General features: G+C 45.5%; 8 protein-coding genes and 1 pseudogene. 5 read left to right on the top strand and 4 right to left on the bottom strand.

All coding sequences use genetic code 11. The features are described from left to right. Window positions 1-5 precede the first annotated feature (5 nt). Window positions 6-1,244, bottom strand: a complete 1,239-nt coding sequence (locus tag H591_RS0110455; RefSeq protein WP_022966905.1) for a TolC family protein — start codon at window positions 1,242-1,244, stop codon at window positions 6-8. A 608-nt stretch (window positions 1,245-1,852) separates the two neighbouring features. Between H591_RS0110455 and H591_RS0110460 the strand changes: the two genes are divergently transcribed. The 5 genes and pseudogenes from H591_RS0110460 (at window position 1,853) to H591_RS15290 (ending at window position 7,527) form a co-directional block, all read left to right on the top strand. Further along, on the top strand, window positions 1,853-2,527 hold the full coding sequence (locus H591_RS0110460) for a heavy metal response regulator transcription factor (protein ID WP_022966906.1): 675 nt from the start codon (window positions 1,853-1,855) through the stop codon (window positions 2,525-2,527). Continuing rightward, on the top strand, window positions 2,524-3,915 hold the full coding sequence (locus tag H591_RS0110465; protein ID WP_022966907.1) for a heavy metal sensor histidine kinase: 1,392 nt from the start codon (window positions 2,524-2,526) through the stop codon (window positions 3,913-3,915). The genes H591_RS0110460 and H591_RS0110465 overlap by 4 nt, the downstream gene beginning before the upstream one ends. Window positions 3,916-4,199: 284 nt before the next feature. Beyond that, a protein-coding gene (locus H591_RS0110480; protein ID WP_156853196.1) for an IS3 family transposase occupies window positions 4,200-5,353 on the top strand; the annotation gives its coding sequence in 2 pieces (ribosomal slippage) (window positions 4,200-4,446 and window positions 4,446-5,353; 1,155 coding nt in all). Window positions 5,354-5,372: 19 nt separating this feature from the next. Beyond that, window positions 5,373-5,651, top strand: a pseudogene (locus tag H591_RS15285) (ATP-binding protein); the annotation flags it as partial. A gap of 238 nt (window positions 5,652-5,889) precedes the next feature. Then, window positions 5,890-7,527 carry a S8 family peptidase gene (locus H591_RS15290; protein ID WP_169337559.1) on the top strand — a complete coding sequence of 546 codons (1,638 nt, stop codon included), beginning with the start codon at window positions 5,890-5,892 and terminating at the stop codon, window positions 7,525-7,527. 206 nt (window positions 7,528-7,733) lie between these two features. On the opposite strand, the gene H591_RS0110495 is transcribed toward H591_RS15290, so the two are convergent. Genes H591_RS0110495 through H591_RS0110505 form a run of 3 tightly spaced genes read right to left on the bottom strand, consistent with a single transcriptional unit; the run spans window position 7,734 to window position 14,034 of the window. Next, window positions 7,734-11,147 (bottom strand): tyrosine-type recombinase/integrase, encoded by a 3,414-nt coding sequence (locus H591_RS0110495; RefSeq protein WP_022966913.1) that lies wholly within the window; start codon window positions 11,145-11,147, stop codon window positions 7,734-7,736. A 3-nt stretch (window positions 11,148-11,150) separates the two neighbouring features. Then, window positions 11,151-13,469 (bottom strand): hypothetical protein, encoded by a 2,319-nt coding sequence (locus H591_RS0110500; protein ID WP_022966914.1) that lies wholly within the window; start codon window positions 13,467-13,469, stop codon window positions 11,151-11,153. Beyond that, on the bottom strand, window positions 13,462-14,034 hold the full coding sequence (locus H591_RS0110505) for a hypothetical protein (protein WP_022966915.1): 573 nt from the start codon (window positions 14,032-14,034) through the stop codon (window positions 13,462-13,464). Before H591_RS0110505 ends, H591_RS0110500 begins: the two co-directional genes overlap by 8 nt. Between the last annotated feature and the right edge of the window lie 287 nt (window positions 14,035-14,321).

Raw genomic sequence — 14,321 nt, forward strand, 5'->3', positions numbered from 1 at the left:
CTTCCTCAAAATGGGGTGCGGCCGTCAAGGCGCGCGAGTTCGACTTCTGCACGGACGCGCGCTATGCGTGCGTCCACAGCGGTATTGCGTGCGGCAATCAAGGCAGACCGTATGCTGCGCAGCTCCAACTGCGAGATGCGCCCGGCATCGAAGCCAGCGCGTGCAAGGCGGTAGGCTTCTTCGGCAGAAGCGACGCCGTTATCGGCAGCACGTGTCCGGGTGATCGATGCAGTGAGGCGGGCTTGTGCAGCACTGCGATCTGCCTGGACCTCCAATTTCAAACCGGTCAGCCGCGCCTCGGCAGCTCGCTGCTCGGCACGCGCTGCACTGATAGCGCCCTTATTCCTATCGAACAGCGGAACGGATACGCTGATGCCGAACATAAGTGCTTGGGAGTCGTATTCTTGGAATCGTCGGACACCGAGCGACGCGGTCACGTCGGGACGAGCACGCAGTCGCTCCACGGTTACGGATTGACCAGCCGCATCCAGTTCGGCTTCGGCAATCTGAACAGCCAAGGGATTGCGTACATCCTGTGCAAAGGGGCTGGGTGCGCGATCTAGCAGGCTGGTTCCGATGGATGTGACAGGTTCGGTCAGCATCGCTGCTGCGGCGAGACGCGCGAAAGCCGCATCTCGGTTTGCCTGTGTTTCGTCCACGACGGCACGAGCAGCCTCCACCTCGCTTTCGGCCTGGATGCCACGAAGCGTGGGCTCACGACCTTCTTCTATAAGGGCCATCACCGCGCTTGCATCCGCCTGCGTCAGCGACAGTGCCTCGACGGCCAGCTCATACTGCAAGGAAGCGGCTTCCGCCTCGGCATAGATCAGCGCCAGGCGGCCGGCCACTGCCCATCGCGATTGGTCGCGGCGCAGAGCAGCCGCGTCAGCTGCCGCCCGGGCGGCACCAATACGTGCACCCCGCTGTCCCCACAGTTCCAGGGGTTGGCTGACGGAAAACGTGGTCTCTGCGGCGTCATAGCCAGTGAACGGCGCGCTGCCGTAAGCGTTCTCGGCCTCCAGGGTGACGGAAGGATTAGGTAATGCACGGGCCTGTTGCGCGCGCGCATTGGCGGCGTCGAGCAACGCTTCGGCTTCTAGTGTCGCCGGGGTTCGATCGAGATGCTCTGTCAAGGTCTCATAAGATGGGGCTGGGTCTGCCAGAGCGGGCGGAGCTAATACAAGCGCTGCGGCAACCGCAGCAAAGCCAACCGCATACAGCGGCTGGCCAAGCAGCATGGACATGGAAATCTCCCAAAGCTTATGATGGATTGTCCTAAACTTATTGATGACTCGCTGTATCGGGCTTAGACGTAGCCCAACGAAATTTGGTGCTGAAGATATAGGAAGGATCACCTGCTCCCGCATTCTTGACATCCCATAATTTTTTTTGAACACCCCTACATCCCCACATAATTATTGCTGTTTGAGCGAAAGGGCTCAGGCTTCCTGCCGAATTCGAAAATATTTGGACAGTTGAAGCAGAAAGACGAGCCAAGACCAGTTACCCGGAGATACTAACCTTCCTCAGCTATCGTCAAGGTGTCCGGCACATTACAATAATGTTATGTAAAGCCAGTTAGCAACTAGATATATTAGTATTGCGCTTGCTGACAAGCTTTGAGCAATCCGCACCGCTTGCTCAAATAAAAAATGCATACGACAAATTTCCGCCCCTAAAAATTGACAGGAAGACATGCTGAATCGTATCCAAATAAACCAAGCAGGCTTGATAACGGCACACTAACACAAGGAATATAACATGCATAAAAACTTATAACCGCAAGTCAACTCAGCTCAATAACTTTTTTAATAAAGTTCAGAATCAGGCATATTTAACAGGGTAAAATCATATGCGCATACTTGTAATCGAGGATGAGCCAAAAGCTGCCGATTATTTGCAAAAAGGTCTAAGCGAAAACGGATATATTGTAGATAAATCATTAAACGGGATTGACGGCCTCCACCTTGTAAGCCAACACAACTACGACTTGGTAATACTTGATGTCAACCTTCCAGGCCTAGATGGCTGGGATGTATTAAAACTTATCCGAGATCGTAGCAATACGCGTGTGATTATGCTGACAGCTCGAGGTCGCTTATCTGATAAAGTTAAGGGTCTGGATTTGGGTGCGGATGATTTTTTAGTAAAACCTTTTGAATTCCCAGAATTGCTGGCTCGTATTCGTACATTATTACGGCGTAGAGAGAATATAGCCATAGCCTCTATCCTAAAAGTAGCTGATTTGGAAATAGATTCAGTCGGGCATCGCGCATTTCGAGGTTCGAAGCGTATCGACCTAACCAGCAAAGAGTTTTCCCTCCTACACTTATTGATGCAGCATACCAAAGAAGTTTTATCACGGACGCAAATCATTTCATTAGTATGGGACATGAATTTTGACTGTAACACCAACGTCGTTGAAGTTTCTATCCGCAGGCTTCGCGCCAAGGTTGACGAACCGTTTGAGAGAAAATTGATTCACACGATTCGAGGTGTGGGTTATGTTCTCGAGGACAGGGAATGAAACCTTTGAGCCTCTCTCTTCGCTTGGGACTTTCCGTCAGTATGATGGGGGCAGCGCTGGCTCTTATTATAATGTCATTAACATACCTCGCCCTAAGCCTTCAACTTAACTTGATAGCCAAGAATAGCTTGCATGGAAAAATCAAACAAATCGAACACAGCTTGAATGAGGATATGGACACTAATACACAAATAAAACACCCGCATGACTTGCAAGACATTGTCCTGGCCCACAAGAATCTAAACTTATCTATATATGGCGTAGATCCACCTACAGATAATTTCATTGCATCGGAAGAGATATCCTTACCCTCATATCTGCTTGATATCCCGGCAACGATCAATACCAGCTTTCACTCATGGACAGATGAAGAAAACACACGCTATTTAACCGCTTTAAAGCTAGTGAAACTCACTGACAGAAAGTCAGTAAGAGTTCTACTATCGCTAGACAGATCTGAAGACAAAACACTATTAACAATGAGCTTGAAGACTGCGCTCTTCTCCATGCCAGCCCTTCTTTTATTAATTGGCTCAGGTGCTTGGTGGATTACACATAGAGGGCTGTCGCCACTAATAAAATTCAACAAAACCGCCTCACTGATTACAACTAGAGACCTCACTCATAGAATATCCACGGACAATCTTCCCCAAGAGCTAAGCGAGCTAGCAAAAACGATAAACTTCATGCTGAATCGTCTTAATGACGGCGTCCAACAACTTTCGCAATTTTCAGACGATCTTTCCCATGAGCTGCGCTCCCCTATTTCTAACTTATTAGGAATGGCGCAAGTAACCTTATCCAGAGAAAGACCTTCAGAGGAGTATAAAACCGCGCTTGAATGCTGTATCGAAGAACTGGAGCGCGTGTCTCGAATAGTATCTGACATGTTGTTTTTGGCTCAGGCAGACCACTCAGCATCTTCTATCCCTTTCGACTATATTTTTCTGGAAAAAGAGGCTGTCCGCGTAATTGATTTATTTAGTATTGCGGCTGAAGAAAAGCAGCTTCATTTAAATGTCGACGGGGCCGGCATTATTCTCGGAGATAGAATCATGATTCAGAGAGCTATTTATAACCTCGTGTCTAATGCTATTGAGCACAGCCCTACCCATTCCAACGTCCGCTTAGCAATAGAAGCGAGACGCAATAAAGTTTCGTTATCAGTCATCAACTCTGGGGAAGAGATTCCCGCACAACATCTCCCCCACTTATTTGAACGTTTTTACAGGGTAGACCAAAGCCGTTCACGCGTAGAAGGAGGGACCGGGCTTGGTTTGGCAATAGTTCGATCCATCATGAGCTTACACGGCGGCACAGCTGAAGTTAGCAGCACCCCAGAAGGTACTACCAACTTCAGCCTAAATTTCCCTATAGTCGATCGGTAGTCGTCTAATGAAACCGGACACCAATTTAGGCGAGATGGACTGGCAATGTCTCTGGCTCGCCGTCAGCTCATCACAACAACATTCGTGCTCATATCGAAAACCAAAGCACCTCCTTCCACAAAACCCTGCACGGCCGTAAACGTATCGCTAGCTACCTCCTCAATGAGGGCTCGACGACTTGTAGCGTCCATATTAGCAAATGATGGAATCGACGTAGCTGATAAGGCCTGACTAACCCCGACACTTTTTATGGTAAAAAGATGAACAACCATAAGGGGTTAAACATGAGCAAAGGCTACCGTTATTCAGATGAGTTTAAGCAAGAAGCTGTCAACCAAGTGACCATCCATGGTTATGCTGTTGTAGACGTTGCTACGCGCTTAGGCATCAGTGATAAGACGCTGTACAACTGGATTAAGATCTTTTCCAAACCGGTTAAAAAACGACTGGAAGATAATGATTTACAAACAGAAATCGCCCGTTTAAAGCGCGAACTGAAGCGTGTTGAGCAAGAGCGCAACATCTTAAAGGAGGCCGCCGTGTTCTTTGCCAGCGAGTCAAAGAACGGTACGCGTTCATAAAATCTCGTCGCCACCGTTATCCTGTACGCTTGCTTTGCAAAGTGATGCGTGTTCATCACAGCAGCTATTACGCTTGGGTTAAAGCGCCAGAGAGCAAGCGGTGCAAGGATGATCAGCGCTTATTGCCTCTGGTTAAACACTATTGGCTGGCAAGCGGTGGACACTATGGCTATCGCAACATCCATCTTGATCTTGCTGAGGCTGGTATCAAATGTGGGCGCGATCGAACACTGAGATTAATGCGATTGGCGCAGATTTGTGCGCAACGCGGCTATAAAAGACCTAAAGGTTATTATAGTGGTAAGCCTTATATCACAGCGCCCAACACGCTCGACCGTGCTTTTAATGTGTCTGCACCAAACCAGTGGTGGGTCAGCGATATCACCTACATTCACACCCAGGAAGGCTTCTTGTTCTTAGCGGTAGTCATGGACTTGTTCGCACGCAGCATTGTTGGCTGGTCGATGTCTGATCGGATGACTGACACTCTGGTTCAAGATGCTTTAATGGCTGCTTATTGGCGCCGTAAACCAGAAGGCGCTGTGCGACTGCATTCGGATCAAGGCTCTCAATACAGCAGCCGTGATTTTAGGACGTTGCTCAGTTCACTTAATATGGAAGCCAGCATGAGCCGCAGAGGCAATTGTTGGGATAATGCAGTTGCTGAAAGCTTCTTTGGCAACCTTAAAAAAGAAAAAATACGCCGCCATAAGTACAAAACACGGGAAGAAGCAAAGCGGGCTATATTTCATTACATCGAGATGTTTTACAATCCAAAACGCAGGCACACGCACAATCAGCGGGTGTCACCAATTAACTATGAAAAGCAGTATTTTATGAATCAAAAAAGTGTCTGAGAAAGTCAGGCCTTATCAGATTGATGAAATTGGTTACTTACCTTTCGGCAGAGAAGAAGCCAATCTGTTCTTTAACGTCATCGCCAAGCGTTATGAGCAAGGCAGTATTATTGTGACCAGTAACTTACCGTTCTCACAGTGGTCCACGGCTTTTGCTGATGACCAAACATTAACTGCAGCACTGCTTGATAGGCTTCTACATCATGCGCATATCGTTCAAATTAGCGGTAACAGCTATCGTCTAAAAGGTAAGAAAATGGCTGGTGTAACCCCAGTTAATATAGAAGCAGCAAATTGATGAAAAACGCTTAGGGTGGGTCAAATTTAGATTGCCGATTTAAGCGGTAAGTGGGTCAGTTTTCAGTTGCCGTTGACACCAGCAAATCAGCTTATTTAATTTTCCAGGTATTATGCATTTCCGCCCAACAGGGCAAAGCATCACGTCTTTCGCAGTTGAGGAATCAGGAGTCTCAGATGTTGCTGAGCACGCAGCCACACAGCCGCCTGTTGCTGCTTTGTTAGATGGATTGCCTTTGGTGAAGCACCAAGCTTTGAATGGAAACTTAGCTATTGATGACATGTTTGGCGTCGAGCAGCTTTACCAGCAGGGTGAGCGCATTCATGGTACGAGCATGGCTTCGTTGATTATGCGTGGTGATTTAAGCGCCGATGAAACCCCGCTAACTAAAGCGTTATATTGCATTCCCGTTTTACAGCCGGACACTAATCGACGTTCACAAAATACTGTTGTAGAGCATGTGCCAGATGATGAGTTCCTAGAAGAGCGCATACTTTTAGCAGTGCAAAGGCTCTTCGAAAGTGCAGATAGCACTATTAAGCTGATTAACTTATCTATTGGGAATCCAGAGCAGGTTTTTACTCACACACCAAGTCCCTTGGCGCGGCTGATTGATTGGCTGTCATTTCGATATCGAGTGCTATTTCTGGTTAGTGCTGGTAACTACACAGATTCCCTTGAGCTGGGCATAAGTTATGGGCAATGGCGGAAGCTAAATGCCGATGAAAAAACTAGTGCAGCATTAACCGCAGCCAATAATAATCAATTACAAAGACGTTTAATTTCACCTGCTGAAGCTTTTAATGTGCTTACTGTTGGTGGCATGCACCAAGATGAGGCTGGCACTTACTCTGTAGCTAACCGAATTGATTTATTGAGTAACTTGACCATTCCAAGCTTGATAAGTCGTTTAGGTCACGGTTTTAAGCGATCAGTTAAACCAGAGATTTACTTTCCAGCGGGAAGACAGCTTTTCAATGAGCCGTTTACAGATTCGCAATCCAATATTAGCTTGAATAATAGTCTTAGCAGTCCTGGCCATAAAGTGGCTTGGGCAGGCTCTGCGCAGGGCGATTTGCATAAGATCGTTTTTACGCGGGGCACAAGCAACGCTACCGCACTGGCTACACGTGCAGCTATCAGGGTTTATGAAGAGTTAGAGCAACTTATAGCTCAAGGTGAGGCACAAATATCAAATGAGTTGATGGCTGTGACCATAAAAGCACTCATGGTGCATGGAGCGCGCCAGCCGCAAGATGCTATAAATTCATTCAAAGAAATGCTGGAAGGGCCGCGACAATTAAAAGAGGCCTTGGCGCGTTATATGGGCTATGGACAAGTCGACTTAAATTGGCTACTGCGCAACACTCAGCAGCGCGCAACGGTGATTGGCAGTGGTGAGATAACTCAAAACCAAATACATGAGTATCGATTTCCTTTACCACAAGCATTAGCAGGAGAAAAGCATTGGCGTAAGTTAGTGATTACGCTGGCTTGGTTTAGTCCGATAAATACCAATCATGCTAATTTGCGCGAGGCCAAACTAGAGCTGTCACCTGCAACATCGCCGTGGGACAAAACGCCTTTAGTGATTCAGCGTATGCAAAGCGATCATAATCAGGTGAAGCGTGGAACCGTACAGCATGAGATTTTAGAAGGTGCCAAAGAAATATCAGCCTACCAAGATGGGGAAGAGCTGCTTTTGCATATCAGCTGCAAGCCTGATGCAACTCAACAGCTGGATGAGCTTATCCCTTACTCCTTAGCTGTGACGCTTGAAGTGAAAGAGGACGTGCAGATACCTATTTACCAGCAAATACGTGCAAAAATACAACAAAAAGTACAAGTAACAACACCAGTAAGAATAAAACTGTGAACTGAACTGACTGCTCACGATAGGCTATTGCTAGCTTGTGCCTCCCCCTTGCGGTCAATATATTCGTTAGTATATGAATAGATAGCGCATCAGTAAGGACACGTAATATTTAATACGGTAACTTCCTGAAAAACAGCAGAAATGTTGTCGTGACCTGTTAGATACACCACTGCTATTTTTCGGAGGGATCACCTTAAATAGCGTGGTTATTGGAATAATTCAAAATATTCATCTCCAAAATAGGCCTTAAGCATGTCATCAGCGGAGGCTTCTGCGCTTTGCTTTTGTTCCTCGTGTCTTTCTAGATTAAGTTCGCTGAGTGAACTGGGTTGAGCTATGGTGTCTAGCGCCGCGCTATTTTTATGGAGCGTGTCAGCCTGAGTTGCTTCCACCACTGGTGTTTTTGTTTCTTCAGCTGCAGGCACCTCAGTATTAACAGCTTCGTTATTAATGGTCGAGTTATGCTCTTTTTTTGGACTGTCTCCAATCATAATTGCGAGCATATGGAACACGTACCTCAGCAGTGAAGACGCATACTGGTTCATGTTTTTCTTGCGACTAGCAAGGATCTCTTCCTCATCTTTATGGCGCAGCGTCAGGTAGGCTTGAATATGCTTTCCCGCCTGAACAAACTCTTCAGCTGGATTAACCATTCCTTTAACTCGCCATACTTGAATATCTGCTTGAGTGGATTTAGGCGTGATCAGCAGTTTCAAGTGCCAGCGTTTATAAGGGAAAATACTTTGTAGAGCTTTTATAAAACGGTTGAGATCTTGGGGGTCTGTAAACCTGATACCCGCTTTCGAATGGCTACTATTAAAAATCCAGTATGTAATGCACCAGATACTTTCAGCACGATCTTCCCTGAAGTACTGCCTTAGCTGATTGATGGTGCTATCAATTTCAGCTTGAGTTGTTTTGTCCTGTGGTTTTGAAGGAAGCAAGGGTATTCCAATGACTGTTTCTTTTAAGTTACTGGGAAATAACCGACGATTACCACGAGAAGTTCTTAGCTCCTGTAACCGTTTTGCTGCTTCAAACCAGCGCATAACCACTTGCTCTTTAAGTGTATAACGAATGGCAATGGCAGCTATAGAGTCGCCGCCTTCAATATCTTTTAAAGCGCTATAACATTCGGTAACAGTAGGAGGGTCAGGCTTATTATTCTCGGTACTCTCCTCAACGGGCAAGTGCTTAGGCTCAGGCTCTGCTTTTATGATATGAGTTGCTGGCACAAGCCGAGCTAATATCTCAGATCTTAGCTCAGAGAGTTTTAAAGCTCGTGGTTTTTGATCTAGATGCTTATTAATAAATTCTGTGGATAAACCACTAAAATAGCGTGCATTTCTGATGTCCAGCATTGGGTCATACCTGACCAGTCGCTCCCATAACAGCAGGCTGGTTTCATGTATGTAATGCAGAAACGTTGTATCAGGCGTTAAATGCCCAGCAAGCCCTGAAATAGCACTGTAAATATCACGTCGACTATTTATGTTGGCACAATAAAGCTCAGCGCGAATCTTATCGGCATGCTCGGGTGTGTACCCTGTCAACCGCGAGATAAGTCTTTTATTGCCATGCAGGACTACCATCAGATTAGTTAAAGCACTATGCCGCAGATGGTGAAAGGTCAGGTCTCCAAGCCCATAGCGTGCCAGCAGGTACTTAATTAAATTACTTACCATTGTGCCGCTATGGGGAACGGTTACTGCGTGAGGCTCAGAAAAAACAAGTGTATTTGTTGTATGCGGATTCTGACTGCGTCGACGCCCTATATACTCTTGGAATTGCCGCAACTCATCAGGAAGCAACAGCAGGTAGGTCGGGATTTTTCTTCTAGCTGAATCTGTTTTATTGTTGCCGTAGCGATTGTTTACAATAAATATCCATGACTCAATCGACTCTTCAATATCAGATAACCTAAGTTTGAGCAGCTCACCGCGACGCATTCCAGTACGGTATGCCAGAGTCAATAAAACCTTTAAACCTTCCACAGTCTCAGGTTCTAAACCAACAAGATTATCCATGCTCTTTAACATAGATTTATAGATAATTTCTGGTATGTATCCCACTCTAACTTGAACTTGAACTTGATTTTCAGAGTCACCGGCACCTGAGAAAAAACTGGTTAACGCAGGTAGGCCGTACTGCTCACTTGCAAACCGATGTAAATTTTTGAGGCGCCCATGTAGATAACTGCGAGACTTAGCGTTGGTTTTCTTTGCTAGGATCTGCCCATATATGTGCTCTAGCTCGCTTTCATCCAGCTCATCTAGCTCTTGCTCATTCGTTTGATACAACCACTCCTGTGCAACTTCATGGTAGTACCGCTGTACAGAAGAGAGCTGCAGTGTCGCTAACTTACTTATAGACCACTGTATAAGTATCTTGGCGTGCAGTGGCGTACTTATACTGATTAACTCATTGAGCTCTTTGACACCCTCTGCGGCTGAACGCTTTAGTCCACCACGCTGTAAATCTAATGCAGAAGTAGCCTTCTTATGCAGTGAGTCGACTGTTTTCAGTGAATCCTGTTGCACTATGTCGTGCTTTTCAACTTTAGGCTTTGCTTGTGTGGCAGCTAACAAGCTGGTCGCTACAGTTTGAAAGTCGAATGTTTGTGTTTCCTCGGCTGGTTGAGCTTGTAGCAGCCATCCCTGCAACTGTTGTGGTAATAATGAAGTTGTTGCTACACGCCCTGAGGCTGTCTCTAATAGTGCCTGCGGTATATCGATGCCTTGCAGCATTTCAGTCACTGATTGTGCACCGCTACAAAATGCTCGAAGGCTATTTATTCCTGTTTTGTAGGTCTTGCTCAGCAGCCTTGCTTTAATCAGAGACCATGCATCACTCTGATTCAGAGTGCTGGTATTGTCTTCCTCTTCCTCTTCCTCTTCCTCGTGTCGCTTGTTGTACTTATGCAGCGATAGAATAAGTCCAAGCGTTCGATTATCAGGATAAAATCTGTATAACGTACACCAGCTCGTTTCGCCTTCCAGCTGCATTTTATAATTCAGTGGATCTGAACCATCACTCCACATTAAATCGATCCATACTGTTTGATCGATTCGTTGTAATGGCTTAATGTCTTGCTTGAGCGCGTTTGCCAAACTTATCAGTGCTCTGGGGTTGGCAAGGCCGCCATAGTAAGCAGCAGATATCAATACATCTGCGAGCAAATTCGATCTGTCTTGTGGAGAGGTGGGGCTGTTCGCAATTATTTCCAGCCAGCGTTGATGCAGCTTGCCTGATTCAATTCCTGCTTTAAAAAACTGATGGCTGCGACTGCTGCGCGTTCTTGGCACGCTTACAATAGGTGATGGAATATCTAGAGCCCAGTCTCCATCCTCATTGCCCTGTGCAATTTTTCTTGCTAAATGATAGTAGGCAAGCCTTAATCGATGTAGGTCATTGTACTGACCTCTAAGGAAGTTGCGGAACGCTTGAACTTGGCCTGAAAATACTGAGTTTGATATATCTTGATTGCTATACAGTATCGGTAAATGCTCTGGAAACCAGCTTTCCATTTGCTCGAGCACTTGCGCTAAGGTTTTTGTGTGTTCGGCATTATTCTCCCTGACACGCTGCACCGTACCGTACGGGTCCGCACTGTTACTCATAAATTACTGCCCCCACCCAGCTAGCGCCTTAATTTCTAGCTCTTCCATTAAACCATCAATTGTTTCTGCGATTTTTTGCAGACCTAGCATGCTGAGCCCACTGTAGCTGCTGTAGCCTTCCTGCCCAATTTTTGCATGCCCCATCCACGAGTCGATGAGCTCTCCATTGATATTATGGTTAGCCATCGCTGTACGTAGGTAGTGACGGTGCCAGTTGGTTGGAATATCAAATAGGGCTCCCAAATATTTTTTAACATGTCTCGGTGCCAGAGGCTGCATTTGGTATTGACCTAATTCATTCTCCTCAATTAAAAAAAACAGTCTGTTTTTCCCAGCCAATGTCATATCCACCGCGTCTGCTAGCAGAGGATTTATGCTGTGTAGCAGTAATTGGAGTCTTTTTAGATGCTCTAGGTAAAATGTGATTTGCTGAACAGCGATTTCGGGTAGTACCAAAGATCTAGCTGATGAAGACGTAAAGCGTGATTCTTTATCAGAAATAAAAATTTTCTTATTTAAAAGATCGATATGGTTTAGGTCATCAAAAGGATCTCGCACTGGCCTGTGGCCAGTGGCCAGATTTAGTAAATGCACAATGTAGTAGGTGTACGCATTATGAAATTCAGCGATCCCCTGACTAGAGTCGATCTTAGAAATAAGGTGTGCAAAGAGCGCAGCCACGGCTTGCTGCTTAACAATCAGCTGTGAGCCTCCATTGGGATGATTTTGAATGAAAACTTTAAGATCTTCTTGCACACCGGCGGCAAAAAACTCCTTGGTGAATATCTCATAAGCAGTGAGAACTGTGGCGTGATCATATTGGTGGTAGTAAGTGCCGGCCTCTTGAATGCCTGGGTTTCCACTAACTAAAGCGTTTATAACATCGTCTACGCCTTGGTGATGTAAGAAATTACTTAAGAAATCAGCGATACGACTCATTGTCAGTTTGGTTTTATACTCACGATTTATGTCATTCACAAAGTCATCAAGTTTCTGTCGAATTTCTTTGCTCAGCTCTGGTAGTTCTGACAATAACCCACTATCAATAGGAGCCTGCGGTAGCGGTAAAATTACGGGGCTGGTTTGCTGATCGACCAGCCGCTTTAAATTGCCGGTTAAAGCGTGCTTCGGGAGATTAGGGCGGAACAGCCAAAAAGTATCTTTATTTTGATTGATTGTATAGGCATCGCCTGTACTGCTAAAGCTTGAGATTCCTCGTACTTTTTTTGCTTGTAGAAGTTGCTCTAACCGTCGCCCTGTCACGAACATCAGATATAAAATAAAGACCACCTGAGGCTGTTCATTTGCACGCTGACGTAAGGCAGCTAACAGGCATTTAATATCATACCGAGTGATCTGGTTTGTAGCTGTAATAAGTCGCTTTTCATTTCGTTCGATATGGCTGGCAACTGTTTTTGCATGTATTGCACTCAGCGTTAGAGATTGGCGTAGGCTGGCCGGTGCTTTTTTGTCGGGTGCGAGCGTAATAAATGAGCTGTCCGGAGCGTTGTCTGACCTAAACTCCAAATCATTTAATGTTCCGTCAGTTTTCGCAGTAAATTCTTGTATTACTGTATGAGCTGCTTCCTCATCATCTGTTCGGGCAAGCTTATTAGTGGTATTAAAGTTCCCTCTTTGAGTCGGCTTACCGTGAGTATTCGGTTGGTCTGATAGCTGTTTAGAGTCATCTTGTCCTTCAGTATGTAAAACTCCTTTAGGCCGTGGGTTCTTTATCGCCTCAACTAGAACGTCATCTAGGATTCTGCGGATTGGCAGGAGTCTTTGCAGTATATATGTCTGATATTTTTGATGCTCTGCTGGCAGGTTTTTAAGATAGTGAGTTAGCTTTATAACAATCTGTTCTAGAGGCTGTAACGGATTGGGAAGGCTTTTTTCAAGAGCAGCAATTTCCAGAAGTTTTTCATTCTCTTCTTTGTTTTGTAATAGCAATCGAAAAGCATTCATAGCATTTAGGCTGCGCGTAGGATCCTCAAATAGCCGTCTATGCTCTAAGGAGGTGACTAATATTAAAGACTGCCAGCCAATCATTTGAGCAGACGAAAAACATAAAAAAAGCTCTACTTGAGAGTGAGTCATTTTTTGATTACTTTTCAAATCTATACGTACTTGATCAAGCAGCACTTGATCTGTTGTCAGTGGCAGAGATGCGTCAATCTTATTTAAATAATGCTCGCGCATACTGCTTTTAATATCCTCGTCACAGCTTGAGTTTAGAAGGTTTAGCGTTAGTTGAGCCGCACGTAACTCCAGCACATCCAGCACGCTTTTTTCATGTTCGATCGTGAAAAAACGACTAATCATTGTCTGCCTGCTGATCAGTTGGATCTGCTAATAAAAGTTCGAGAGGGCTAATTACAGGCTTTTTAGATGGCTGTTTGTTATCAAATTTACGCGCATATCCGCGTGTTAAATTGCAGAGTCGTTGTAAAGCTGAAACAGCTGTCCGGGGTTTAGGGTCTGTAAATATTCTCCTCCAGAGCGGCTTGTTGAGATCCAGTAACTCGTAAAAATGCCTATGCTTTTGGCTGTCTTCATTGTGTGTATAAATGGATTTACTGAGTTCATACTGCAATGCCCAGAGCACAATTTCATCGGGCTTCTGGTCATGTATAACAGCCCAGGCCGTTGCAATATTTCGGCTTCTTAATTCGCTGAGTAACTCCCATCCAGAAAAAAATAACAACTCTTTAGGAGCTGTTCTGACGACATGAATGGGCATACTTTTTTGCATGAGAAGGAGCATTTCATCGCTAAAAAGAGAGTAGTTTTTTGACTCATAGGTCGCAATAGACCTGGTTAATATTCGGCCAATATCTGGGTGAGGCGTTAAATTTTTGATTGCGACGGTGGTGTAGGTACCAGCCATGGAATTCGCCCTAGAAAAGTCTCCCAGCAGTATGCTTAAAAATTAGGCGGTAGTCAAAAAAGGCTCTCTTAGGAGCCGATCAGTTGTGACCAAGTTTAATCGTGGCCAGCCTAAAGCGCCTTATAATGCATAAAGGTGCTTTATACTCAAACTGATAAATACAGAGCTAATGCGTTGATATATAAGAAGAAGTCGGTTTATGTAACGAGAGGTATTTTGAGATACTTAGGCGAGGCAGGCCTTCGGAGGGCAGTACTCTATCCAGCTGAGCTACGAGTGCGTGCGGC

It is taken from the genome of Denitrificimonas caeni DSM 24390 (assembly GCF_000421765.1).
GTDB lineage: Bacteria > Pseudomonadota > Gammaproteobacteria > Pseudomonadales > Pseudomonadaceae > Denitrificimonas > Denitrificimonas caeni.